Consider the following 24,652-nt stretch of genomic DNA (forward strand, 5'->3'; position numbering starts at 1 on the left):
TTCGCGAACGGTCCCCCTCCCCGAGCAAGCTCGGGGAGGGTTTTTTTGCTCTACGCCCCGCCCACCCGGAACAGCATCGCATCGCCGTTCATGCAATAGCGCTTGCCGGTGGGCTTGGGGCCGTCATCGAAGACATGGCCGAGATGCCCGCCACAGCGGCGGCAGTGCACCTCGGTGCGGGCATAGCCGAGCAGGCGGTCGGTGCTGGTGCCCACGGCCTTGGGCAAAGGCGCGTAGAAGCTGGGCCAGCCGGTGCCGCTGTCGAACTTGGTTCTGGATGAAAACAGCGGCAGGCGACAGCCCGCGCAGATGAACGTCCCGGCGCGCTTTTCCTTGTCGAGCGGGCTCGAGAACGGGCGCTCGGTGCCCTCCTTGCGCAGCACATAATATTGGTCCGCGCTCAGCTGGCGCTTCCACTCGGCATCGGTCTTGGTGATCTCGAACTTGGTGCCGGACTTCGCACTCGCACCGCCCAGGCCGCACGATGCGAGCCCGAACAGGCCTATCCCCGCTGCGCCGAAAAGCCCGCGTTCAAAGAATGTGCGTCTGTCCATATCCTGTCATCCCGTGTCCAGTGGTCAGGCCTGTTCGGCCCGAACACTGGCACAGTTACGCAGCTGGCGACAATCCGGCTTCAATATTTGCTCAGCTGCACCTGCATCGAGCGATAGCCATGGACGAAGCACGCGCGCACCCGCTCGGGCTCGGCGAGAACGTTGACCCGCATCCGGCGCTTGGCCATCTCTTCGAGCAGGATCGCGATCTGCAGTTCGGCGAGGCGCGCGCCGACACAGCGGTGGATGCCATAGCCGAACGCCAGATGGCGCCGGGCGTTCTCGCGGTCGACGATGATGCTGTCGGCATCCTCGAACACGCTCTCGTCGCGGTTGCCCGAGATATACCACAAAGCGAGCTTGTCGCCCTTCTTGATGGACTTGCCGAACAGATCGTAATCGGCGGTCGCGGTGCGCCGCATATGCGCCAGCGGCGTCTGCCAGCGGATGATTTCCTGCACCGCATTGGGGATCAGATCGGGGTTCTGCTCGAGCTTTTCGCGCTGCTCGGGGAAATGGTGCAGGCCATAAGCCAGCCCAGACATCGAATTGCGGGTGGTGTCATTGCCGCCAACGATCAGCAGGATGAGGTTGCCCATGAATTCCAGCTCGTCCATCTCGGCCATCGCGTCGGAATGGATCATCATCGAGATCAGATCGGGGGTCGGCTCCTTGTCGATCTTGGCGTCCCACAGATTCTTGAAATAGGCGCCCATCTCATAAAGATGCTTGAGCCGCTCCTGGCGCGAATCCTCGTCGTGCGCGAGTTCGATGTCGCCCGCCCAGTCGGACCATTCGGTCAGCTTGCGGCGGTCGGCCCACGGAAAATCGAACAGGATGGCGAGCATCTGCGTGGTCAGTTCGATCGAAACCGTGTCGACCCAGTCGAACGGCTGGTCCCAGGGCAGCGTATCGAGCAATTCGGAGGTGCGCGCGCGGATATCGTCCGCCATGCGCTTGATTTCGGTCGGCGTGAAGGCGGGCGCGACGGTGCGGCGCTGGCCGGTGTGTTTGGGCCGGTCCATCGCGATGAACATCGGCATCACCAGATCGGTGCCGTCCTCGATCCGGTCGGCGAGCGTGATGCCGCCATACTCGTAGGACGACGAGAAGATTTCGGGCAGCGCCTCGACATGCTGGATCGCCTTGTGGCTGGTCACGTTCCAGAAATCGCCGAACGCTCCGCCCTCGGTCCAATGGATCGGGTCCTGCGCGCGCATCTGCGCAAACGGTGCCTGCCAGCGATCCTCGACATAGAAAGCGGCGTCGCTCATGTCGTAGGTCAGCTCGGCGCCGGGGTCTTTCAAAACGGTAGCCATGGCTCTCTCCTTGCGTGTCGCAACATCTCCGGGGTGCGATGGCCCCGGCGGCGCCGCGATTGCCGCGGTCTGAGGTTAAGGTCTCACCTTACTGACAGCTTTGTCAATACAGTTTCGAACTGCAACCGGAATCCGGCGGCTGGATGTTCCGGCGATGCGGCGGCCTGCGGGGCGCGAACACAAAAAATGGCCGGGATGTTGCCACCCCGGCCTTGAGTTGTCAGTTCGCAGGAGGAACCTATGGAGGTCTGTGGCGGAGCTAGCGGTTCCCGCCACAGACCAAACTCGAAAACTCAGTAATTGTAAGCCCGTTCGCCATGCTCGCCGAGGTCGAGACCTTCGCGCTCCACCTCTTCGGAGACCCGCAGGCCGGTGAGCAGCTTGGCAACGTAGAAGGCGATGGCGGCGGCGACGGCAGCCCAGACCACGGCGATGCCGACAGCCTGGATCTGAATGACCAGCTGGCCGCCCAGATCGTAATCGTCCGCGCCGGGGCCACCCAGAGCAGGCAGCATGGTGACGGCGGTGCCGATCGATCCGATGATGCCGCCGATGCCGTGGATGCCGAAGGCGTCGAGCGAGTCGTCCAGGCTAAGCTTGGGCTTGATCGACACCACGAACCAGGCGCAGATGATCGCTGCGATGGCACCCAGCAGGATGGCACCGAACGGACCGCTGTTGCCGGCTGCCGGGGTCACCGCGACCAGACCGGCAATGGCACCCGAACATGCGCCGAGCAGCGAACCCTTGTGGCCCATGACCCGCTCGGTGAGCATCCAGAACAGCACGCCGGCAGCGGTGGCGACGAAGGTGTTGATCAGCGCCAGGCCAGCCGAACCATTGGCTTCGAGCGCGGAGCCGGCGTTGAAGCCGAACCAGCCCACCCACAGCAGACCGGTACCGATCAGCGTCATGGTCAGCGAGTGCGGCGCCATGGTGTCCTTCTTGTAGCCGAGGCGAGGACCGATGATCATCGCACCGACCAGCGCCGAAATCCCGGCGTTGATGTGCACCACGGTGCCGCCTGCAAAATCGAGCGCGCCCATTTCGAAGATCAGGCCGCCGGTTGCCCAGACCATATGCGCGATCGGGAAATAGCCGATCGTCAGCCAGACCGCGGCGAAGATCATCAGCGCCGAGAACTTCATGCGCTCGACAAGGCCGCCCACCACCAGCGCCACGGTGATCGCGGCAAAAGTCATCTGGAAGGCGATGAACACATATTCGGGGATCAGGAAGCCGTCCGAGAAGGTCGCGGCGGTCGAGTCGGCATTGGTGTTCGCGAGGAACAGGTTGCCCCAGCTGACAAAGGCGTTGCCTTCGGGTCCGAACGCGGTGGAATAGCCGTAGATCACCCAGATGATCATCGCGAGGCTTGCCACCGCGAGGATCTGCGTGAGCACCGACAACATGTTCTTGGTGCGAACCAGGCCGCCATAGAACAGCGCGAGGCCCGGAACGATCATCGCCATCACGAGCACGGTGGACATCATCATCCAGGCGGTGTCGCCCTTGTCGACGACGGCCGCGACTTCTGCGGCAGCTTCCGCGACCGGAGGCGCGGCTTCGGTCACTTCTTCGGCCACTTCCTGCGCCCAGGCCTGGGCCGATACGATCAGTGACAGCGCGCCCGTCCCGAGGGTGGCGCCAATCTTGTGCAAAGGTTTCATCATTCCCCTATCCCCCTTACAGTGCCGTGTCGCCGGTCTCGCCGGTGCGGATGCGCGTGGCCGCCGCGAGGTCGAGAACGAAGATCTTGCCGTCACCGATGGAATCCGTGTTGGCAGCCGCCTGGATGGTTTCGACCACCTGCGCTGCGATGTCGTCGCTGGCTGCGATCTCAAGTTTGAGCTTGGGCACCATGTTGGTGGTGTATTCCGCGCCGCGATAGATTTCGGTCTGGCCCTTCTGGCGGCCGAAGCCTTTGACCTCGGTCACGGTCATGCCCGCGATACCGAGGCTGGTCAGTGCCTCGCGGACCTCGTCCAGCCGAAACGGTTTGATTATGGCAATGATGAATTTCATTACGCCCCCTTTGTTATTTTGTTGCGGAGCTGTGCCCCGTCACCACCCGAATGCTACGCAAGCGGCGTGCCAAGTCCGGCAGAGCGGGGAATCCTAAGGAATTGCTAACGCCGCGCAGGGGCGATCAGTCTAAAATTTGTGCACCTGCGAACAGGTGTGCAAATTTTAGGCAGGCATTTTGCTGCATCTGCACAAAAATGGAGCGAAGGACCGAAGCCCTCAGGCCTCGTCGGCGTGCTCCAGCACGGCACGGGCCCGCGCTGCGTCCTCAGGAAGCACCATCAACCGCGCCGGGGTCATGAACCCCAGCCCAAGGCCAGCCATGCCACCATCGAAGATATGCGCGTCGATACCCTGCGCACCCAGCGTCAACCGGGCCATTTCCGCCTCGATACGGTCGGAATATTCGGCAATGGCTTTGCGACTCATGCCCGGTCAGCCACCCAGTTCGGTGAAATGGCGCGTCGTCGGCGTGGTCGGCAGACCATCGATCGAGCGCGTACTGCTGGCAGCTTCGGCGAGCCAGTCGGCGGCATCCATCTGGCGGTGCGCCTTCTTCAGCGTCTGGCGTTCGCGATCGAACTGCATCACCGGAACGCCCCAGCCGCAACTGGTCTGCACGCTGTCAACCGCGATGTCGAAGATCTGGCGGGTGCCGGGCTGGATCGTGAAATGCGTCGCGAGCTGCTCCCAATCGGCATCCTGCGGCAGCACCGGGCGGCCCCGGCCATAGATGCGCAGGATCAGCGCGGGGTTCTCGAAGGCGCAGAACATGATCGTTATCCGCCCGTCGGCGACAAGGTGCGCGTGGGTCTCGTTGCCCGATCCGGCCAGATCGAGATAGCCGACGCGCGACGGCGACAGCACGCGGAACGCATCATAGCCCTTGGGGCTGAGGTTGATCCGCGCTTCGTCCGCCGCGGTTGCTACGAAGAACACCGGCTGGCGGCTGATGAAGGCCATGTGCTTGTCGCTAAGCGCGTCGCTGAATTCCATGCCGGCAGTGTGGGCGATGATGCGCCGTCGCGCAAGTGCCGTGCCCCCTTCCCCCGGCCCGGAAAAGCCTATACCGGAAGATCGCATGACAGCTGCTCCTGCCGCCGGAAACCCCGGCATTCCCCGCTCGCTTTACGTGTTTTCCGTCTTTTATGGCGGCATGGTGTGCCTGGCCGGCGTGCTGGGCAACAAGCAGGTCTCGATCGGTCCGCTCGCGGTCGAGGCCGGGATCTTCGCGTTCCTCCTGCTGGTCGTGGTCTCGAGCGCGATCGCCGAACTGCATGGGCGCGACACCGCCAACAGCCTGGTCAAATACGGGTTTGTGCCGTTGTTGTTTGCGATGGCGCTGTCGTGGGTCGTCTTTGCGCTGCCCGCATCGCCCGAGATGGCGCCCGAAAACGCGGCGGCCATCCAGCTGATCCTCGGTGCGACGGGCCGCATCTGGGCAGCAGGCGTGTGTGCCTATGGCGTCTCGCAGTTCCTCAACGTCTATATCTTCTCCAGGCTGCAGAACATGCCGGGGCGCTGGCTGGCGGTGCGCGGCGTGATCGCCTCGGCGCTGTCGCAGATCGTCGACACCTTGATTTTCGTCACCATCGCGTTTTACGGGGTGTTCCCGATCGGGCAGCTGCTGGTCGGCCAGATGGTCGCCAAAGTCGCGCTGTCGGTGGCTCTGGTGCCGTTCCTGATTGTGTTCTTCGTCCGTCTGGGCAAAAGGCTCGACGCATGACGGACAACACAGATTCTGGGCACGTTCACGACCCCGCCCTGCTCGCCAAGGCCGAGACTCTCACCGAGGCGCTGCCGTTCATGCAGCGTTATGCGGGCAAGAGCTTCGTCGTCAAATATGGCGGCCACGCGATGGGCGACCCTGAACTGGCGCGCGATTTTGCCGAAGATGTGGTGCTGCTCAAGGCGGTGGGGATCAATCCCGTCGTCGTGCACGGTGGCGGCCCGCAGATCGGTGCGATGCTCAAGCGGCTGGGCGTGCAGTCGCAGTTCGTCGACGGCCTGCGCGTGACCGACCAGGAGACCGCCAACATCGCCGAGATGGTGCTGGGCGCGATCAACAAGGAAATCGTCACCTGGATCGGAGCGGCGGGCGGCAAGGCGATCGGGATCAGCGGCAAGGATGCGGGCTTCGTCCGCGCCAGCAAGGTCGAGCGGACCAAGCGGGATCCCGACAGCAATATCGAGCAGGCGATCGACCTGGGCTTTGTCGGCGAGCCCGAAACCATCGATTGCAATGTGCTCAAGACCATTTCGGATGCAGGCATGATCCCTGTGATTTCGCCGATCGGCGTCGGCGCCGACGGCCAGACCTACAACATCAACGCCGATACCATGGCAGGCGCGGTGGCCGCTGCGCTTGGCGCATCGCGATTGTTCCTGCTCACCGATGTCGCGGGCGTACTCGACAAGGCGAAGAAGCTGCTGTCCGACCTTACCCCCGCCGACATTGCCGCCTTGCGCGCCGACGGCACGATATCGGGTGGAATGATCCCCAAGCTTGAAACCTGCGTGCACGCGGTGGAACAGGGCGTGGATGCCGCCGTTGTCCTCGATGGGCGGGTGCCGCATGCCATGCTGCTCGAAATCTTCACCTCGCGCGGAGCAGGCACGCTGATCCGCGTCTAACGGCGGCTGCCGAGGCCGCCAAAGCGTTTTAGTCTTGTAATACACCTTGCCCGGTTCTAGATATCGGCAACCCGATTGTGAGAGACACATGCAGATTTTGCTCGAAATTCTGGATATCGTGCTGACCGTGGTGACGTGGTTCATCATCATCCAGATCGTGCTGTCGTGGCTGATCGCCTTCAATGTGGTGAGCACCCAAAACGACCTGGTTCGCCAGATGGTCGAATCGCTGCATCGGATCACCGAGCCGCTGTACCGCCCGGTGCGCAAGATCATGCCCGATCTCGGGATGATCGATCTGGCGCCGATGGTGGTCCTGCTGGTGATAATGATCATCCAGCGCTCCGTCATCCCGCGGCTTTGGGTGCAGTTCGCCTGATCGACCTCGTCGCGCGCTCGACGGTGGCAATGATGCGCGTTTGACGTTAGAGCGGCGGGCATGACAGCCCCTATCTCTGCCAAAACCATCGACGGAAAAGCCTTCGCGGCCGGTTTGCGGGCGCGCCTCGCGGCTATTGTCCCCGCCTTTGTGGAACAGGCGGGCCGTGCGCCCGGCCTTGCCGTGGTGCTGGTGGGTGAAGACCCGGCCAGCCAGGTCTATGTCCGCTCCAAGCACAGGGCGACGGTCGAGGCCGGCATGCTCAGCTTCGAACACCGTCTGCCCGCCGACACCAGCCAGCAGGCGCTGCTCGATCTGGTCGCGGCGCTCAACGCGGACGACGCGGTCGATGGCATCCTCGTCCAGCTGCCGCTGCCTGGTCATATCGACGACAAGGCCGTGCTGGCCGCGATCGATCCGGCCAAGGATGTCGACGGCTTTCACGTCGTCAACGCCGGAAAACTGGCGGTGGGGGAAGAGGCGCTGGTTCCCTGCACGCCTTTGGGGTCGCTGATGCTGCTTCAGGACACGCTCGGCGACCTGTCCGGCCTTCACGCGGTGGTCATCGGCCGGTCGAACATCGTCGGCAAGCCGATGGCGCAGCTGCTGCTTCAGCAAAGCTGCACCCTCACCATCGCGCACAGCCGGACCAAGGACCTGCCCGCGATCGTGCGCCTCGCCGACATCGTCGTCGCCGCCGTCGGCCGCCCCGAAATGGTGCGTGGCGACTGGATCAAGCCGGGGGCGACCGTCATCGACGTCGGCATCAATCGCGTTCCCGGCAGCGAAGCGGGCAAGACCAGGCTGGTGGGCGATTGTGCCTATGACGAGTGCGCCGCGATTGCGGGCGCGATCACGCCGGTGCCGGGTGGCGTCGGCCCGATGACCATCGCCTGCCTGCTGCGCAACACCCTGGTCGCAGCGCACCGCCGTGCCGGCCTGACCGCGCCGGAGGGATTGTGATGAACGCTCTCAAAATCCTCCCCCTCTGGGGGAGGGGGACCGTTCGCGCAGCGAACGGTGGAGGGGCAGCCGGATTGTGCTGTTCTTCCCAAGATAGCACCCAGACGCTTCCCCTCCACCCCGATGCTGCGCATCGCGGTCCCCCTCCCCGTTTCGGGGAGGATTTGAGGCGATTGGTGGGCTGCTTGCTCCTTGCTTCCACACTTGCCACCCCACTCGCCACCCCGCCTGCGCATGCACAGCAGCGCGAACGGCGCGCCCCCCCGCCCCGGCCGGCGGGGCAGTCCTACGCCAATTCCAGCGCGCTTCTTGTCGAGGAGATCGCGCTTTCCAGGGCGGCCCGCGAAGATGGCCAGTGGGCCGCGTTCGCGCAGAAGGCCGCCGAGGAAGCGGTGATGTTCGCAGACCAGCCGGTGCTCGCACAGCCCTGGCTCAAGGGCCGCGCCAATCCTGCGGCGCCGATGACCTGGAGCCCACACAGTCTGTTCATGGCCTGCGATGGCCGCAGCGGCGCCTCGACCGGCGCCATGCAAGAGGCCGGCGGAACCGCGGGATATTACACCACCGTCTGGCAGAATCTGGAAAAGCCTCGCGCCAAACAGCCCAAGTGGAGATGGGTGCTCACCCATCGTGCGCCTTTGGCTCAGCCGCGGGAAGGCGAGGATATGATCGAATCGCGAACCGCGGTGTGCACGGGAGATCCCAAAGCGCTGCTGGGCGATATTCCGATGGGTCCTCCGCCCAAGGGCTCCGAACCCGTTGCGCCGCAGCCCGCCGGCGCGCGCGCATCGGCCGACGGCACGATGGTGTGGCGCTGGAACGCGCGCAGCGACGGCAGCCGCGCGGTAACCATAGAGCTGTGGAACGGCAGCGCCTTTGAAACCGTTGTGAGCGACACAGTCCCGGGCACCGCATCATGATAGAACTGTTCGTCTCCGCCTTCATCACGCTGTTCGTGGTGATCGATCCGCCAGGCTGCGCGCCGATCTATGCCAGCATGACCACCGATGCCAATGCCCGGCAGCGGCGCAGCATGGCGATCCGCGCAGTGATCGTCGCGGGCGGCATCTTGCTGGTGTTCGCGCTTTTCGGCGAAGCACTGCTGTCCGCGCTGCATATCGAGCTCAACAGCTTTCGCATCGCCGGCGGCATCATGCTGTTCCTGATCGCGCTCGACATGGTGTTCGAAAAGCGCACCGAGCGGCGCGAACAGCGCGCGCAGGATGTCATCGACGATCCCGAGATCGAGGACGTCTCGATCTTCCCGATGGCGATGCCGATGATCGCCGGCCCGGGCTCGATCGCGTCGGTGATGCTGCTGGTGTCGCAGAACTCCGGGCTCGACCGCGCGCTGACCATCCTTGGCGCCCTGCTGGCGGTGCTGCTGCTCACCTTGGCTGCATTGCTCAGCGCCGGCCCGCTGATGAAGCTGCTCGGCTCCAAGGCCGAAGCGGTGATCACCCGGCTGCTCGGCGTGCTGCTCGCGGCACTCGCGGCGCAGTTCGTGATCGACGGGCTAAGGGCGAGTTTTCAGTAGAGGGATTGGCTGAGGCACTCCGGCATCCGTCTTTGCCGGAAGAATGCACATTTCAGCCTTTGGCTCCCGTCCATGGCGCCAGACTAACCCCCTCCGCTCATCCTGAGCCGCGGGCTTCAGCCCGCGAAGTCGAAGGACCCGCGCCCACGCCAGCCGTACAGCGGGGCCTTCGACAAGCTCAGGCTGAGCGGAGGTGGGGCGGCTTCAGCGCTTGGTTGGAAAAAGACTGCCGTTCTGGAGCTTCAGCTTCCCCAACGAAAAAGCCCGCCAGCCTCTCGGCTGACGGGCTTTTCTTCAAGGCTTGCGCCCGGATTGAGGCTTAGAACCGCACCAGCGCCGACAGCGAGTATTGCTGTGCCTGGAAGTCCTGACGGCCCACGGTGGTGTCGATTGACGCGGTGAACTCGAAGGTCGGCTGCGCGATGGTCAGGCCAACACCGACTTCGCCCCAGCTACGGTCATCCGAGCGGTAGGCGAACGGGAAGCGGCCGGTGGTGCTGCCTGCGAAGTTGGCACCAAAGAACCGGTCGCCCTCAAGCACGTCATAGACGAAATCGCCGTAGATATAGGGCCGGAAGGTCGCGGTCCTCTTGGCGCTGGCCGCAAGGCCGGTGCGGATCTGCAGGCTGTCAAACTTGTTGCGATCGATATCCAGCGCCGGGCCTCCCCCGATTTCACGCACGTCGTCGAAGCCGATATACTGATACTGGGCAGCAACCCGCGGCGTGACCACAAGCGATTCGGTTTCGATCGGAGCCGAAATGCCAAGCTCTGCGGTGATCGCCAGGCTGTCGTCGTCGGTCCGCAGCGCGAACGGGGCTCCGGCGATCGCGACATTGCGCAGCGTATCCACCTGGAAGCTGCCCGCGCTGACGCGGCCATCGAATACCAGACCGCCCGGCGTGGTCACCGCGCCATAGACGCTGCCTTCGATCAGCCGGCCGGCGACGCTCTGGCCGCGCACGACATTGGCATCGACATCCGAATAGCCTGCCGAAACGCCCAGCACGACTCCGTCACGCGGCAGATATTCGAGGCCACCAACCACGAAGAAGCCGTCGAAAAAGTCGCTGCGATTGGGGGTCAGCGCGGTGGGCATCGGCGAGGACTTGCCGTTGAGATAGCCGCCGCCAAGATAGACCGCGAAATCGCTGTCGAGCGAATTTTCGTCCATCACGGTTTCCTGCGTATCCTGTCCGGCCGAAGCCGCAGCCAGCGCGCCGGGAAGCGCCACGCCACTGGTCGCGGTGGCGGCCAGGTTCAGCGGCTGGCCGATCATCGCGATCGTCCCGCCAGCGTTGCCCGAGAGCGACGATTGCAGCCGGGTGCGGTGGAAGCGCGAGGTGCTCGACAGAATGGCCTCGCCCATGCTCAGGCGCGACGATTCGGTGAACGGCGCGAGTGCTTCGAACGTCGACTGGATCTGTGCAGCCGACATAAGGTCGGTGCGCAGATAGACGTCCGCATAGGTGCGTTCCGAGCCGCGGTTGCTGTCAAGGATACCCGCATAGGACCGCTGGACCCGCGAGTTTGCGTCGATCACGTTGCGATACTGGCCCGCGGTGATCCGCATGTCGACGGCGTTGGCACTGGTGGTCAGCACCGGGGTCAGGATGGCGCTGATCGGTGCAGCCGAGTTGAACCCGGCAGAGATCGTGCCGCCGGTGGTGACGATGCGATAGGTATCGCCGTTCTTGATCGTGTATCCGCTCGCCGGGGAAACGATCACGCGGCCGCCGAGGCTGGCATCAACGGTAATCGCCAGGCGATCCGATACGCCCGCGCCGACATCGACCAGGAACTGGCTGGCCGAGGACAAAATGACGCTGCCATTCACGTTGAGCGTGCCGACGGTGCCGATCCCGCCCGGCGCGATGGTGCCCATGATGCTGGTCAGGAACGGCGTCTGGATGGTGCCGGTGCCGGTGAGCAGACCCGACGCCAGCGTATAGTCGCCGACCGAGGTCAGGCGGCCATTGACGTTCATCGTTCCACCGGTCTGGGTGACATCGATCAGGCTGGTGAGGTTGCCCGCGCCAGCAATGGTGAGACCGGCAGTGTTGGCCACGGTGAGACGATCGATGGTGACCGTGCTGGACAGCGTGGTGGTGCCCGCCGCGCTCAGCGTCACGTCGAAATAGCGCCCGGATGCGCCGGTGGTGTTGTTGGGGTTGCTGTTGTTGGGCACGAAGCCCGATGCACCCGGAAGGCCGTTGGCCAGCGTTGCCGCGGGCAGCGGACCGGTGCTGAACACGCCGCTGCCGTTGCGCTGCGCCTCTTCGGCCAGCTTCTGCAGGGCAGCAAGGCTTTCAGCGCTTGCAGCGGCGCTGAGTTCGGTGCCGAGGTCCGCCGTGGCAAGATGGCTGGTGAGGCTTCCGACGGCATTGTCACCGGCGCTGAGCGAGTTCACCATGTCGCCGCGGGTCAGGCTGGTAGCCGCAGCGGCAGGGGCTGCAGCTGCTGCCACTTCGACGGAACCGATGCTGCTGCTGACGGTACCCGACAGCGAAACCTGTTCGGCGCCGCCGGCGAGCTGGCCGTCGAGATCAGCACGACCGATGCCCGAGGTCAGCTCGACCCCGTCGGTGCGCGGGGCTGGCGTGAAGTCCTCTCCCGTGCTCAGATCGCGGCACTCGTTGAGACCAAGGCCCTGGATGCAGACCTGACCGAAATCGGGGTCACCCCCGCCAATGCCGAGGCCAAGACCGGTGGGAATTCCGGTCACCACCTGACCATTGGCGTTGATGATGTTGTAGTTCGGATCGAGCGTCGTGCGCCACCGGCTGGCGTCTTCCCAGTTGCCATTGCCGGCAGTGGCGGTGACATAGCGATAGGGGTTGGTCGCCGCGATATAGTCCCAGAACAGATACAGCGGTTGATAGAAGCTGGTCGAGCCATAGGCGCTGAACGGCTGAGCGGCGAAGAAGCGGCTGCCGCCGGACAGCACGCCGATCTGCAGGTTCTTGGTCGACAGCGTGTTGTTCGCCGCATCAAGGATCAGCGGGCCGCCAGAGTCGCCGCCTGCAGTGGTGCCTTCACGCACCAGCGCGTCGTCGCGGTGCACGTTGATGTCAAACTGGTTGGCGCCTGCGGTGCCGCGGCGCGGATCGTCGAAATCGAGCTGATACACATTCTGGCCCAGCGGCGGCGTGCCCGGCGCGGCGGGGCCGAACAGGAATTCGTTGCGATCATCGAGCGAGGCGAGCGCGCCCAGCATGTTTTCCGCGGCACGGCGGCGGAAGTCGACACCCGTGACCGCACCCTGCGTGCCGTTGCCCGAGCGACCATAGCCGGTGATGTTGACGTGATAGCCGGTGCCGCGGACCGGATCGATCGCGGTCGGGGTGGGCAGCGGCGAGAACAGCAGCGCCCAGGTCGGGATGCGGGCCGCCGGGGTGTCCAGCGTCGCGAGCGCGATGTCGGCTTCGAGGAAGCCCAGCGCCTGCGGATTGAGCAGCGAGCGCGGATCATACTGGATCTGGCTGATGTTGAAGACATTGAGCGCCGAATTGCTGCGGAAGGCATTGGCGGCCCAGTTCTGGAAACCCGGGCGTGCATCCACGTTGAAGGAGAACGCCGCCGGGACGGTGCCATCAATGCTGCTATAGTCGGTGGCAAGACGATCGTTCACGCAGTGCGCTGCAAACAGCACGGTGCGCGGGTTGATCAGCGTGCCGGTGCAGACGAACCCGTCGTTGCGGAAGAACATGCCCACGCCATTTACACCACCTGCGGTGTCGACGATCTGCGCCGGGGTCTGGTTGTTGTTGGGAACAATGGCCGAAGCCGGAACCGAAGCGAGCGCAACAGCAAGCGCCGTCGCTGCAACACCGCCACTGATAGCCTTCTGCAAACGCGCATTCTTGATGGTCATGATAATCCCCTGAAAAACTAGGCCCTGGTCAGGAAATTACCTTGGACGATCTTAAACGCAACGCGGCCCCGCGTGCGGTGTTAAGATTATATGACAGTGTTGCCGTTCGGACACATTTTATTGCTCAAAAGCGCCCGAATTGCATAAAATGTTAACCCTCGAACCGCCGCTGCCCGCGAATGCGTGGGACCAGCGGCGGCCGATATGCAGTTGCGACAAAGTAGCCGCGTCGGAATTAGGTAAGCTTTACTTGCCCAATGTCTCGGTCAGGAACCAGGCCCGCTCCTGCGCCTGATCGGTCCAGTCATCAACCATGCCGTCGGTGGCATTGTCGCCGGCGTCTCCGGCCAGGTCCTTGACCACGCGGAGCTTGGCCACGAACGCGATGTTATCGTCGCGCAGTTCCTTGAGCATGGATTCGGCCGATACGCCCGACTTGTCGTTGTCGGCGATCGACTGGCGCCGGGCGATATCGCCGATCGAGGTCAGGGTACGGTGCCCGTTCTTGCGCACCCGCTCGGCCACCGCATCGGTGATCGCAAGGATCTGCGCGGCATGGTCGTCGAGCAGCAGATGATATTCTCGAAAATGCGGGCCCGCGACGTGCCAGTGGAAGTTCTTGGTCTTGAGGTATAGCGCAAAGCTGTCGGCCAGCAGGCCATTCATCGCCTCGGCAAGCGCCTTGCCTGCATTATCGCCCTTTTTGTTTCCCATGATGCGTCTCCTTTTGCTGTGACCGGTCAATACCTAACATAGGTTGCAATCCGGCAATGCGCATGACGATTTATTGCATCACTGTGATCGCGGAAAACGCGCGGCGCGCAATCACACCAACCCGAAGGCAGCGAGCGCCAGGAAAGCGCCGAGCGCGGTGATCACGCCCCCTGCGCCGATGCGCAGAGCGCGCAGCGGCCAGTGCGCCAGCTCGTGCTGCCAGATGATGGCGGGAAGCAAACCTATGACGGTGCCGATGGCGCCGCCCAGCATCGGCCAGAGCGGATCGTGCGTGCGCGCGGCGGTGGCCGCGATGATGAACTGCCCCTTGTCGCCGAGCTGCAGGATCATCACGCCCAGCAACGCGGTCAGGAACGGACCGATTCGCCATCCGAGCAGCAGATCGACCCGGCGTCGCCAGGCGAGCATCCCCAGCCCGGCAAACAGCAGCGACAGGGCATAGAACAGCGCCAGGGCATCGCGGCTGATCCAGTCGCCGACCACCACCCCGCCCAGCGCGCCCAGCGCAGCCCCTGCCGCGCTTGCCGCAATCACCGCCGCGACCACCTGCCCCGTCCGCTCGAAGCGCATTGCCAGCGCAGCGCACAGAAGCTGGCTGCGATCGCCGGTCTGGACGATGGCGGTGAGCAGCAATGTGGTGACAAAGGCTTCCATCAACGCAGGCTATAACGCAATTCAGCGCACCCCGCGGACCGCGATCGATGCGAGCACCGCGGCGCGCATGTCGGCGTTGCCGCAATCGCTGGCTATCGCCTCGTCCATGGCATCGAAATAGTGCTGCGCCATATTGCTGCTCCAGCCGGTCGCAAGCAGGTGCTCCAGCCGATGGGCGAGATCACTGACGCACGGCATTGCGTTGCTGTCGGCGATGCGGCGCACCCTGTCGATCTGCGTGGCAAGCTCTGCGCGCGAAACCCGCCAGGCGATGGCACGGACATGCCCGGCCTGCATGCGCAGCTGCTGGCGCGCCAGCCTCAACCGGTCCTCGCTGCTATCCGATATCGTCGCCTCTCGCATACAGACTCCCGCACCCACCGATGATGCTGCATCGTGGCATGGCGAGGTTAATTTTTGGGCAAGCCTGACCGGGTCATGGAACGGGCGTGGGGACAGGTCGGATGCTTGACAAGCCGGGGCCGTTGCGGCAAGGGCGGCGCTCGCATGTGCAGGGCGGCCATTTGTGCCGCTCTTTGTGTTTTTGATTCGCCTAATTGTTCAGCGGGCCCGGCTTGTGCCGTGCACCACCGCAACGTCATTTAAACCCAAAGGAACAGGTCATGGCCAAGCCAGCCACTGTGAAAATCCGCCTGGTCAGCACCGAAGGCACCGGCTTCTTCTATGTCACCAAGAAGAACCCGCGCAACACCACCGAGAAGATGAGCTTCCGCAAGTACGATCCCGTCGCGCGCAAGCACGTCGAGTTCAAGGAAGCCAAGATCAAGTAATCTTGGGTGCGCGCAGCATGAACCGGCAATTCAGCGCCGGTTCAATCGCCTGCGCGCAGGGGGTCGGGGTTCCTTCAGCCATGAAAGCCCGACCCAGATGTTGAAATCCCGGTTCAAACCTATTGCCGCCGCGCTGCTTGCGACCTCGATGATCGCAGCACCCGTCGCCGTGCCCTCTGCAGCCTTTGGCCAGCAGGCAAACCCCGGCGGCGATCTGGCGCAGGTCTCCCGGCACCTGAAGGCGATGCAGTCGCTGCGCGCCGGCTTCACCCAGACCGACCGCAACGGCCAGACGCTCAGCGGCACGCTGACCCTGAAGCAGCCGGGCAAGATCCGCTTCGAATATCAGAAGGATGCGCAGCTGCTGGTCGTCAGCGACGGTCGCGCGCTGACCATGATCGACTATCAGGTCAAGCAGGTCCAGCGCTGGCCGATCCGCAATTCGCCGTTGGGTGCGCTGCTCGATCCCAACCGCGACCTCACCCAATACGGCAAATTGCTGACCACGAACGACCCCGACGTGGTCAGTGTCGAGGTCCGCGATCCCAAGCGCCCCGAATATGGCGTGATCACCCTGATCTTCACGCGCAGCGCCTCGGCGCCGGGCGGATTGTCGCTGGTCGGCTGGGTCGCGCTCGATTCGCAGAACAAGCGCACCACCATCCGGCTTTCGGGTCAGCAGTATAATGTCGCGGTCGCCGACAGCGCCTTTGCCTGGACCGATCCGCGCGCCAAGGGTCCACGCCGCTAAGGCAAATCTCGGTATCGCAATATCGTCATTCCCGCGAAAGCGGGAATCCCGCTAATACGCTGACGAACCGCCTTTGCCCGTCGACGAAATGCGAAAGCCTCGCAATTCCGTTCACATGGCAGACAGGCTTGGGTGACTAGAACGGTTTTCGAAGACGGCGACGAGGTTTCCCCCTGTTACCTGGTCGAACCACCGGCTTCATCCAAGCGTGACGAACGCAAAAAAGAACCCTCGTTCCAATGCCCCCGGGACGAGGGTTTTTTTGCGTCCTTTTGCGCCACAGGCTGTGTTTAGGGCTTGGGTTTGCGCAAGGGCCTGTTTAGAGCCGTGCCATGGCTTCCCCCCTTAAAATCGCTTCATGGAATATCAATTCCGTCCGCTTCCGCCTGGAATCGGTGCTCCGTTTTCTGGCTGAAGAACAGCCCGACATCCTGTGTCTGCAGGAAACCAAGGTCATCAACAGTGACTTCCCCGAGGGCCCGTTCCGCCAGCTTGGCTACAACTTCCAGAAGCTGAACGGCCAGCCGATGCACCATGGCGTGGCGATCATCGCCAAGGTGCGGCTGAGCGAGGACGTGCGGCTCGACTGGCAGGCCAATGGCGAGGCGCGCCATATCGGCGTGCAGATCACCGGCCCGCTGGGCGGCACGGTGCGGCTGGAGAACGTCTATGTGCCCGCAGGCGGCGAAATCCCCAACCGCGACGTCAGCCCCAAATTCGGCCAGAAGCTCGATTTTCTCGAGCGGATGACGCAATGGTCGAGCGGACTGACCGGTCGCACGATCATCCTGGGCGATTTCAACATCGCGCCGCTCGAAGACGACGTGTGGAGCCACAAGCAGCTGATCAACACCGTCAGCCATACGCCGATCGAGATCGCGCGGCTGAAGGCGATGCAGGATGCGCACAACTGGGTCGACATCGGCCGCAAGTTCTACCCGGCGCCCGAGCGGCTGTTCACCTGGTGGAGCTATCGTGCGCGCGACTGGTCGGTATCCGACCGCGGCCGCCGTCTCGATCACATCTGGGTGTCGCCCGACATCGTCGAGACGGTCAAGAGCCACCGCGTGGTCGAACCCTGCCGCGGCTGGCCGCAGCCGTCCGACCATGCCCCGCTGATCAGCGAGTTCCTGTTCTGATGGACCGCGCGTCCTGGGGCGTGGCCCCCAAGGGCCTGACGCGATGAACGCGCGCGCTGCGGCCCGGGCGCTCGACGCGCTGGCCCGGGGCTGGGATATCGTCATCGATTCGCCCGATGGCAGGCTGATGCTGCGCCCGGTGGAAACCGGCGCGGCGCCCGACACGGCAACGCCCCGGCTGCTGATATCGGCGGCCCGCGCGATCACGCTCAAGCTCGCCAACCAGAAAGAGGCCGCAAAGCCCGATGCGCCGGTGTGCATTGCCGTGCCCGGTACGCTCGATTCGGCGCTGGCCATCGCGATTGCCGATCCCTCGCTCGATCTGGCCCGCCCGATGAAGGGACCGTTTGTCGCACAGCCGCTGCCCGCGCCCCGCGCAGCCACAGCGGCGATGCAGCTCGCGCGGCTGGCCGGGCTGCTGCCTGCTTTTCATCTGCTCGCCACAGCGGAGGACGACGCGCCGGTTGTCACGCCGGACGATGTCGCGGCCTATGCCGACCCGACGACGCTGCGAATCGCGGCACGCGCGCGCCTTCCGGTCAGCGCGAGCGAAACCGCCGAGATCGTCGCCTTCCGCTCGGACGCGGATTTTCACGAGCATGTCGCGCTGATCGTCGGAACCCCGGACGACAGCCTGCCGGTGGTCCGGCTGCACTCCGAGTGCCTCACCGGCGACGTGCTGGGCAGCCTCAAATGCGATTGCGGGCCGCAATTGCACGGCGCGCTGCACGCGATGGCGCACGCGCAATGGGGCATCCTGCTGTATCTGCGGCAGGAAGGCCGCGGCATCGGGCTGATCAACAAATTGCGCGCCTATCAGCTGCAGGACCAGGGCTTCGATACCGTCGACGCCAACAACCGGCTGGGCTTCCCGACCGATGCGCGCGATTTCGCGGTGGCGGCGCAGATGCTCAAGGCGCTGCACGTTCCCGCCATCCGGCTGATGACCAACAATCCCGAAAAGCAGGCGGTGCTTGCCAGCCTGGGCGTCGAGATCGCCGAGCGGATGCCGCTGCTGATCCCCGCCAACCCGCACAACGCACACTATCTGGTCACCAAGCGCGACCGCACCGGGCACCAATTGTGAGCGACACGATCCGCGTCGATGTTGAGGCGCTGACGGTGACCCTGGGCGATTGGCGGGTGCCGTGCGTGATCGGACGCGGCGGGGCGTGCGCCGCCGATGCCAAGCACGAGGGCGATGGCTGCACTCCGCTGGGCCGCTGGCCGATCCGCGCGGCGCTGCTGCGTCCCGGTCGCGCCGCCCCGCCCGCCGGCTTTGCGCTGCCCTGGCGCTGGACTTCGCCGGGCGATGGCTGGTCGGACGATCCCGCCGACCCCGCCTACAACCGCCCGGTCCGCCTGCCCCATGGCTTCAGCGCCGAAACGCTGCAGCGCGACGACATGCTGTACGATGTTATCCTGGTGCTGGGCCACAATGATGAGCCGCCGGTGGCCGGCAACGGCAGCGCGATCTTCTTCCATCTGTGGAACGAGGCGAAACCTGTGCCCGAGCGCAGCACCGAAGGCTGCGTGGCGATCGCGCGCGCCGACATGGAGGCGCTGCTGGTGAAGCTGGTGCCGGGAATGGTGCTGGAGATCGGCTGACACCCCCAATCCTCACCCGGAACGGGGAGGTGGCAGCGCGCAGCGCTGACGGAGGGGAAGCGGGATTGGACGTTGATCGGAAGGGCGCGCAAACACGCTTCCCCTCCACCACTTCGTGGTCCCCCTCCCCGTTTCGGGGAGGATTTTGGTCACCCCATCCCCACGTCGAACACTGGCTCGTACACGCTGCCATCGCGCCCCATATGGCTCTGCATCAATACCAGCCGGTCGAAGGTGAACATCGCCCCCGGCAGCAACGGCTGCGCGCTGAGCCATACCGCAAGCTGCTCGGGCGAAGGCGCCATCGTCCGCGCAAAGCGCGCCAGCGTGATGTGCGGCACGTATTTGCGCCCTTCGGGCTCAAGCCCCAGCCCGACGCACAGCCGGTCGAGCCGCGCGTGCAGCCTCTCCAGCGGTTCGCGCGGCGCCAAGCCAGCCCAGAGCTGATCCACCCGCCCGCGCCGTTCGAAATGGCCGAAACCGTCGAGCCGCGACTCCACCCGCGCAAAACGCTCGTGCCGCAGCGCGAGCACCAGCGCATCGGCACAGTGCCGATCGACATCGCCGACGAAGCGCAGCGTCACATGGAGCTGCGCATCGGTCTGCCAGCGCGCGCCGGGCAGCGCGTGCATCGTATCCAGCAGCACCCGGCGGGTCGCGGCAGGGGGCACAAGGGCAAGGAACAGGCGCATGGTTTAGGAGTTCAATAGCAAGACACGACGAACAGAAAACCGGTTTCGCTTGAAATTTGCGAGGCAAAGGGTGATATTGTGTCCATCCGGCAACAATGCCGGGCAAAGGAGAATTTTTCGATGGCTGACCGTTTTGATCCTCGCATGACGGAGCGACTCCGTCCGGGGTCGATCAATGGCCAGGCTGGGTCGGTGGGCAATGCTGCGACTGATACTGGTCTGCGCTCCTACATGCTGTCCATTTACAACTACATGACCAGCGGCATCCTGCTGACCGGCATCGTCGCGCTGCTGTTCGCCCAGTCGGGCATGGCCGCGCAGATCATGTTCGGCCCGGGGATGATGAAGTATCTGATCATCTTCTCGCCGCTCGCGATCGTGTTCGCGATGAGCTTTGGCATGCAGAAGTTCTCGACCGCCGCCTTGCAGGCGATGTTCTGGGGCTTTGCGCTGCTGATGGGCCTGAGCATGTCGACGGTGTTCCTGGTCTATACCGGGGAAAGCATCGCGCTGGCCTTCTTCTCAACCGCAGCGGCATTCGCGGGGCTTAGCCTGTTCGGCTATACCACGCAGAAGGACCTCACCGGCTGGGGCAGCTTCCTGATCATGGGCGTTGTCGGCCTGATCGTGGCGAGCATCCTCAACATCTTCCTGCAGTCGTCGGTGATGGGCCTGGTGATCAGCTATGCCGCCGTGCTGATCTTTGCCGGCCTTACCGCCTATGACACGCAGCGCCTCAAGAGCACCTATTCCTATGTCGCTGGAACCGACATGATGGGCAAGGTGGTCATCATGGGTGCGCTGAGCCTCTATCTCAACTTCATCAACATGTTCCAGGCGCTGCTGAGCATCATGGGCAGTCGCGACTGATCTGTCCTGAAAGCACTGGAATCCTGACAACCCGGCGGAGCAATCCGCCGGGTTTTTTGTGCGTGGGTCCGATCCTGCTCGATCAGCCTGCCGCTTGAGAGACTCGCCTCGTCGCGCAACGCCATGCCCCTTCAAATCTTCCATTTCACGGTTCACCGTTTTGGTGTTGAGATCGGCGATTGGCGGGCATAAACTCATGTCCATGAGAACGCGGCGGGGCAACAAGCCACCGCAGGCGTCACCGGGAGAACAGCAAATGGCACGTATGGGCCTCAACCGTGCAGCAGCTCTGGCCGTCGCGGTCAGCATGACAACCCTCATCGCGGCCTGCGGCGCGGCAGCGCCTGCGCCGGTCGCCGTCGCGCCGCCACCGCCGCCGGTGGTTATCGCCCCGCCGCGCATGCCGGCGCCGCCTTCGAACTCGATGCTCGCGATGACGGTGCCCGCACTGCGCGCCGACGGCCTGCGCGACACGCCGATGCGCGACATCGATGACAACGAGAAATTGTGGTACTTCCGCTCGGCGCTCAACGTCGCCGCGCTCAACTGCCAGAACCCGCAGCATTACCGCATTGCCGACGACTACAATATGTTTCTGAAGACCCACAAGCGCGAGCTCGACCGGGTCAACAAGCTGGTCGAGGCCAATTATCGCAAGCGCCACGGCGCCGGGTTTGCGCGCATTCGCGATACCGAGAACACCCAAGTCTACAACTTCTTCGCCTTCCCGCCGACCAAGAACGACTTCTGCGATGCGGCGCTGGTGCTGGGCCAGGAGGCCGCTGCGCTCCCGTCCACCGACTTGGTCGCGTTCGGTGCCCGCGCGCTGCCGACGCTCGAAGGCGTGTTCGACCGCTTCTATGCCAATTACGAGAGCTATCAGAGCGAACTGCAGCGGTGGATTGCGCTCTATGGCAGCCCCGAAATGCGCGCCGCGCAGGCGGGAACCGCAAACGGCATGGTGCAGTCCACCAGCACCTCGGAAACGGCACCTGCGGCCACCTCCAATCCTCCGGTACTGCCGACAGTCTTCCCGTCGAGCGGCGGCTGATCGCCGTCGGGCGCACGCGCCCATCGGGGCTGGATAGACCCCGGGCGAAACGGTATACTGCCTGCACCGGCGGATAGCCCGCGAGCACGCCCGGGGCCGTAGCTCAGTTGGGAGAGCGCGTCGTTCGCAATGACGAGGTCAGGGGTTCGATTCCCCTCGGCTCCACCAGCCTGCCTTTTGCCGGGTTCGGTGCCGGGCAGGCCGATGGTTTGCCATGCTATTTCGCTGCCGCCTTCTGCGCCATCAGCGCCTTGTCTTCATTGGCGCGCGCGATGACGTAGTGGCGGATGCTGTCGATCTCGCTTTTGCCGAGCACCGAGGCGAAGGCGACCATGCCGTTGTCCTTGAGCGCCCCGTCATGCACGATCATCTGCCAGTTTTCCGCGCTGGCGAGCGTGCCCGAATAGCGCAGATCGGGGATGATGCCGCCGCGGCCCGAGGCCTGGATCGCGGCATCGCCATGGCACACGGTGCAGTAACGGCCATAGTGCCCCGCCCCTGCCGCAACCACGTCCGCCGCTGCAGTCAGCCCCGGAGGATCGAGCGGCAGTTCGTCCGCCGCGGGCATATCGGGCAGCTTGGCCGTGCCGCCCAGCTTGAACACCAGCAGCCGCGAGATGTTGCGCACCGGGCCCGACATGTCGCTGAGCACGCCGGCGGTGATCGCCCAGGCACCGCCCCAACCGGCGAGCACCGCGACATATTGCTGGCCATCGATGCTGTAGGTCATCGGCGCTGCCACCACCCCGGTCTGCGCGGGGAAGCTCCACAGTTGCTTGCCCTGGGCCGAATCATAGGCGACGAAATTGCCCATCGCATTGCCCTGGAACACCAGGCCACCGGCGGTCGCCAGCACGCCGCCGTTCCATGGTCCGCCCAGGGTGACGCGCCAGCGCTCCTTCTGCGCCACCGGGTCCCAGGCAATGAGGATGCCCTTGGTCGCCTTGCGCGCTTCCTCGCGCACCGCATTGTCGGCGGGCATCGCGTTGTTCGCGGTGTCCATGCCGACGTTGAAGCCGAGCTTGGAGGGCTTCCAGCCAGCCGCCGGAATATAGGGATAAGCGGTAATCTGCGCCGGGATGAAGACGAGCTTCTGGTTGGCGTCATAGGCCATCGGGTGCCAGTTGTGCGCGCCCAGCGGGCCGGGCGAGACGATATAGGGCTTTCCGGTCTTGTCGACCCGCGCATCCGGGTTCTCGATCGGACGGCCGCTGACGGGATCGACGCCGGTTGCCCAGTTGACCGGAACGAAATTGTTGGCGGAGATGAACTCGCCGGTGGCGCGGTCGATGACGTAGAAGAAGCCGTTCTTCGGCGCCTGCATCAGCACCTTACGCGCCTTGCCGTCGATTTCGAGGTCGGCGAGCATGATGTGCTGCGTGGCGGTATAGTCCCAGGTTTCGCCCGGCGTGGTCTGGTAGTGCCAGGCATATTCGCCGGTCTTCACCCGGATCGCAATGATCGAGGAGAGGTACAGATTGTCGCCGCCACCGGGCGAGCGATAGGCCTGGTTCCATGGGCTTCCGTTGCCGACGCCGACATAGAGCAGGCCAAGCTGCGGGTCATAGGCCATCGCATCCCACACCGTGCCGCCGCCGCCGATGTTCCAGTATTCGCCCTTCCAGGTGGCTTCGGCGGTCTTGAGATACTCCGCCTCGTTGGCGCCGGGGCGGTCGGGGACGGTGTAGAACTTCCACAACTGTTTGCCGGTCGCCGCATCATAGGCCGCGACAAAGCCGCGCACGCCGAATTCGGCGCCGCCATTGCCGATGATCACCATGCCGTCGATCACCCGCGGCGCGCCGGTGATGGTGTAGGCCGCGCCCTGATCGACCGTGACCGTGCTCCAGATCTCGCGCCCCGTCCCGCGGTCGAGCGCGACCAGACGCCCATCGAGCGTGCCGAGAAACAGCATGTTGCCCCAGGCGGCTAGCCCGCGGTTGACCACATCGCAGCACGCCTTGACCCCGGTCTCGCCGGGCACCTTGGGGTCGTAATCCCATAGCGGCTTGCCGTTGGCGGCGTCGAACGCCTTGACCTTGGACCAGGCGGTGGTGACGTAGATCTTGCCGTCGATCACCAGAGGCGTGGCTTCCTGGCCGCGCGCGGTATCCATATCGGCATACCAGGCAAGCCCCAGCTCGCCGATCGTGCCCGGGTTGATCTGGTCGAGCGGGCTGAAACGCTGCTCGTCATAGGTGCGGCCATAGCTCAACCATTCGCCGCCATCGGCCTGAAGGATCCGCGCGCCATCGATCCCGGTGGTGCCGTTGGTACCGCTGTCGGCCCCGGCGCCGGAACAGGCGGTCACCAGCAGCGCGAGCGCCGCCCCCATCAGCCGTGTCAGCCTCGATGTCATGCCCATCCCTCTCCTTTTCGTCTTGACCTTTTGCGGCCAATGACGGTCTTTGCGCTGCCGGATATTGACGGGGCCCACAGGGCTTGTCCATGGTGATTTAATTATCCGGTTAAAAGTTGGCCGGTTAAGAACAGGAGAGATACATGTTTTCACACGTCATGCTGGGCGCGGACGATATCGACGCGTCCAAGGCGTTTTACGACGCGACGATCGGTGCGCTGGGTGGCAGGCCTGGAATGGTCGACCCCAAGGGCCGCGTCCTCTACATGAACAATGGCGGGCTGTTCCTGCTCACCAAGCCGATCGACGGCCAGCCGGCAAGCTGCGGCAACGGCAGCACGATCGGCTTTGCCGCAAGCTCGGCCGAGCAGGCCGACGCCTGGCACGCTGCGGGCCTGGCCCATGGCGGCACCGCGATCGAGGACCCGCCGGGGGTGCGCGAAGGCGCGGGCATGAAGCTGTATCTCGCCTATCTGCGTGATCCCGCCGGCAACAAGGTCTGCGCGATGCACCGCGTGTGATCTGCTGTGCAGGGGCGGCGCATGGTCGCCCCTGCCCATGCCGCTTCAACTGCCGCCTTGCATTCGCCAACGAATCCCGCTAGGCGCGCACGCTTCCGACTAAGCGGGCTGGCCGGTTATGGGCTGCCACGTTCGCTTGATTACGGACTTCCAACGAAGGAGACCAAAATGCCCAAGCTGAAGACCAAGAGCGGTG

Annotated in this window: 26 protein-coding genes and 1 tRNA gene; 15 read left to right on the forward strand and 12 right to left on the reverse strand. The window is 64.3% G+C overall.

Annotated elements, in window-relative coordinates; all coding sequences use genetic code 11:
- Positions 1-50: 50 nt before the first annotated feature.
- The 6 genes from msrB to QUV11_RS10635 all read right to left on the reverse strand — a co-directional run bounded on the left by msrB (position 51) and on the right by QUV11_RS10635 (position 4,894).
- Positions 51-554, reverse strand: coding sequence for a peptide-methionine (R)-S-oxide reductase MsrB (msrB, locus tag QUV11_RS10610; protein WP_300882449.1), 504 nt, complete (start codon positions 552-554; stop codon positions 51-53).
- 80 nt (positions 555-634) lie between these two features.
- Positions 635-1,873, reverse strand: a complete 1,239-nt coding sequence (locus QUV11_RS10615; protein WP_300882451.1) for a cytochrome P450 — start codon at positions 1,871-1,873, stop codon at positions 635-637.
- Positions 1,874-2,166: 293 nt separating this feature from the next.
- Positions 2,167-3,543, reverse strand: a complete 1,377-nt coding sequence (locus QUV11_RS10620; protein WP_289620077.1) for an ammonium transporter — start codon at positions 3,541-3,543, stop codon at positions 2,167-2,169.
- A 16-nt stretch (positions 3,544-3,559) separates the two neighbouring features.
- The gene (locus QUV11_RS10625; RefSeq protein WP_300882453.1) at positions 3,560-3,898 is read right to left on the reverse strand and encodes a P-II family nitrogen regulator; all 339 of its coding nucleotides are present in this window, start codon (positions 3,896-3,898) and stop codon (positions 3,560-3,562) included.
- A gap of 219 nt (positions 3,899-4,117) precedes the next feature.
- On the reverse strand, positions 4,118-4,327 hold the full coding sequence (locus QUV11_RS10630; RefSeq protein WP_300882455.1) for a DUF2007 domain-containing protein: 210 nt from the start codon (positions 4,325-4,327) through the stop codon (positions 4,118-4,120).
- A gap of 6 nt (positions 4,328-4,333) precedes the next feature.
- On the reverse strand, positions 4,334-4,894 hold the full coding sequence (locus tag QUV11_RS10635) for a pyridoxamine 5'-phosphate oxidase family protein (RefSeq protein ID WP_300882484.1): 561 nt from the start codon (positions 4,892-4,894) through the stop codon (positions 4,334-4,336).
- 85 nt (positions 4,895-4,979) lie between these two features.
- Here QUV11_RS10635 and QUV11_RS10640 point away from each other — a divergent pair, with 85 nt between their 5' ends.
- The 6 genes from QUV11_RS10640 (at position 4,980) to QUV11_RS10665 (ending at position 9,411) form a co-directional block, all read left to right on the forward strand.
- Positions 4,980-5,624, forward strand: coding sequence for a queuosine precursor transporter (locus QUV11_RS10640; RefSeq protein ID WP_300882457.1), 645 nt, complete (start codon positions 4,980-4,982; stop codon positions 5,622-5,624).
- A complete protein-coding gene (gene argB / locus QUV11_RS10645; RefSeq protein WP_300882459.1) occupies positions 5,621-6,532 on the forward strand; it encodes an acetylglutamate kinase in 912 nt (303 codons plus the stop codon). Before QUV11_RS10640 ends, argB begins: the two co-directional genes overlap by 4 nt.
- Positions 6,533-6,620: 88 nt before the next feature.
- Positions 6,621-6,911 carry a YggT family protein gene (locus QUV11_RS10650; RefSeq protein WP_300882461.1) on the forward strand — a complete coding sequence of 97 codons (291 nt, stop codon included), beginning with the start codon at positions 6,621-6,623 and terminating at the stop codon, positions 6,909-6,911.
- Positions 6,912-6,971: 60 nt separating this feature from the next.
- Positions 6,972-7,874, forward strand: a complete 903-nt coding sequence (gene folD / locus QUV11_RS10655) for a bifunctional methylenetetrahydrofolate dehydrogenase/methenyltetrahydrofolate cyclohydrolase FolD (protein ID WP_300882463.1) — start codon at positions 6,972-6,974, stop codon at positions 7,872-7,874.
- Between the two features lie 185 nt (positions 7,875-8,059).
- Positions 8,060-8,794, forward strand: coding sequence for a hypothetical protein (locus QUV11_RS10660; protein ID WP_300882465.1), 735 nt, complete (start codon positions 8,060-8,062; stop codon positions 8,792-8,794).
- A complete protein-coding gene (locus QUV11_RS10665) occupies positions 8,791-9,411 on the forward strand; it encodes a MarC family protein (RefSeq protein WP_300882467.1) in 621 nt (206 codons plus the stop codon). The genes QUV11_RS10660 and QUV11_RS10665 overlap by 4 nt, the downstream gene beginning before the upstream one ends.
- A 319-nt stretch (positions 9,412-9,730) precedes the next feature.
- Here QUV11_RS10665 and QUV11_RS10670 read toward each other — a convergent pair whose 3' ends face one another.
- The 4 genes from QUV11_RS10670 to QUV11_RS10685 all read right to left on the reverse strand — a co-directional run bounded on the left by QUV11_RS10670 (position 9,731) and on the right by QUV11_RS10685 (position 15,037).
- Positions 9,731-13,285: an autotransporter domain-containing protein gene (locus tag QUV11_RS10670; protein WP_300882469.1), complete on the reverse strand. Its 3,555-nt coding sequence runs from the start codon at positions 13,283-13,285 to the stop codon at positions 9,731-9,733.
- Positions 13,286-13,531: 246 nt separating this feature from the next.
- Positions 13,532-13,999 (reverse strand): DNA starvation/stationary phase protection protein, encoded by a 468-nt coding sequence (locus tag QUV11_RS10675; protein WP_300882470.1) that lies wholly within the window; start codon positions 13,997-13,999, stop codon positions 13,532-13,534.
- A gap of 111 nt (positions 14,000-14,110) precedes the next feature.
- A complete protein-coding gene (locus tag QUV11_RS10680; RefSeq protein WP_300882471.1) occupies positions 14,111-14,674 on the reverse strand; it encodes a TMEM165/GDT1 family protein in 564 nt (187 codons plus the stop codon).
- A 21-nt stretch (positions 14,675-14,695) separates the two neighbouring features.
- A complete protein-coding gene (locus QUV11_RS10685; RefSeq protein WP_300882472.1) occupies positions 14,696-15,037 on the reverse strand; it encodes a hypothetical protein in 342 nt (113 codons plus the stop codon).
- A 260-nt stretch (positions 15,038-15,297) separates the two neighbouring features.
- Here QUV11_RS10685 and rpmG point away from each other — a divergent pair, with 260 nt between their 5' ends.
- The 5 genes from rpmG (at position 15,298) to QUV11_RS10710 (ending at position 18,963) form a co-directional block, all read left to right on the forward strand.
- On the forward strand, positions 15,298-15,465 hold the full coding sequence (rpmG, locus tag QUV11_RS10690; protein ID WP_017669518.1) for a 50S ribosomal protein L33: 168 nt from the start codon (positions 15,298-15,300) through the stop codon (positions 15,463-15,465).
- Between the two features lie 97 nt (positions 15,466-15,562).
- Complete coding sequence (locus tag QUV11_RS10695; RefSeq protein WP_300882473.1) at positions 15,563-16,216, forward strand: outer membrane lipoprotein carrier protein LolA; 654 nt, start codon at positions 15,563-15,565, stop codon at positions 16,214-16,216.
- A gap of 332 nt (positions 16,217-16,548) precedes the next feature.
- Positions 16,549-17,355 (forward strand): exodeoxyribonuclease III, encoded by an 807-nt coding sequence (locus QUV11_RS10700; protein ID WP_289620071.1) that lies wholly within the window; start codon positions 16,549-16,551, stop codon positions 17,353-17,355.
- Between the two features lie 43 nt (positions 17,356-17,398).
- Complete coding sequence (ribA, locus tag QUV11_RS10705) at positions 17,399-18,442, forward strand: GTP cyclohydrolase II (protein ID WP_300882474.1); 1,044 nt, start codon at positions 17,399-17,401, stop codon at positions 18,440-18,442.
- Positions 18,439-18,963, forward strand: coding sequence for a L,D-transpeptidase family protein (locus tag QUV11_RS10710; RefSeq protein ID WP_300882475.1), 525 nt, complete (start codon positions 18,439-18,441; stop codon positions 18,961-18,963). Before ribA ends, QUV11_RS10710 begins: the two co-directional genes overlap by 4 nt.
- 149 nt (positions 18,964-19,112) lie before the next feature.
- On the opposite strand, the gene thpR is transcribed toward QUV11_RS10710, so the two are convergent.
- Positions 19,113-19,655 carry an RNA 2',3'-cyclic phosphodiesterase gene (thpR, locus tag QUV11_RS10715; RefSeq protein ID WP_300882476.1) on the reverse strand — a complete coding sequence of 181 codons (543 nt, stop codon included), beginning with the start codon at positions 19,653-19,655 and terminating at the stop codon, positions 19,113-19,115.
- A gap of 144 nt (positions 19,656-19,799) precedes the next feature.
- Between thpR and QUV11_RS10720 the strand changes: the two genes are divergently transcribed.
- From QUV11_RS10720 to QUV11_RS10730, 3 genes are all read left to right on the forward strand, one after another.
- The gene (locus QUV11_RS10720) at positions 19,800-20,525 is read left to right on the forward strand and encodes a Bax inhibitor-1/YccA family protein (RefSeq protein WP_300882477.1); all 726 of its coding nucleotides are present in this window, start codon (positions 19,800-19,802) and stop codon (positions 20,523-20,525) included.
- A 256-nt stretch (positions 20,526-20,781) separates the two neighbouring features.
- Positions 20,782-21,576 carry a hypothetical protein gene (locus QUV11_RS10725; RefSeq protein ID WP_300882478.1) on the forward strand — a complete coding sequence of 265 codons (795 nt, stop codon included), beginning with the start codon at positions 20,782-20,784 and terminating at the stop codon, positions 21,574-21,576.
- A 92-nt stretch (positions 21,577-21,668) separates the two neighbouring features.
- Positions 21,669-21,744: transfer RNA gene (locus QUV11_RS10730), tRNA-Ala, on the forward strand.
- A gap of 49 nt (positions 21,745-21,793) precedes the next feature.
- On the opposite strand, the gene QUV11_RS10735 is transcribed toward QUV11_RS10730, so the two are convergent.
- Positions 21,794-23,935, reverse strand: a complete 2,142-nt coding sequence (locus tag QUV11_RS10735; protein WP_300882479.1) for a PQQ-dependent dehydrogenase, methanol/ethanol family — start codon at positions 23,933-23,935, stop codon at positions 21,794-21,796.
- Positions 23,936-24,078: 143 nt separating this feature from the next.
- Here QUV11_RS10735 and QUV11_RS10740 point away from each other — a divergent pair, with 143 nt between their 5' ends.
- Positions 24,079-24,456: a VOC family protein gene (locus tag QUV11_RS10740; RefSeq protein WP_300882480.1), complete on the forward strand. Its 378-nt coding sequence runs from the start codon at positions 24,079-24,081 to the stop codon at positions 24,454-24,456.
- Positions 24,457-24,652 lie beyond the last annotated feature (196 nt).

Source organism: Blastomonas sp. (assembly GCF_030373265.1).
In the GTDB taxonomy this organism is placed as follows: Bacteria; Pseudomonadota; Alphaproteobacteria; order Sphingomonadales; family Sphingomonadaceae; genus Blastomonas.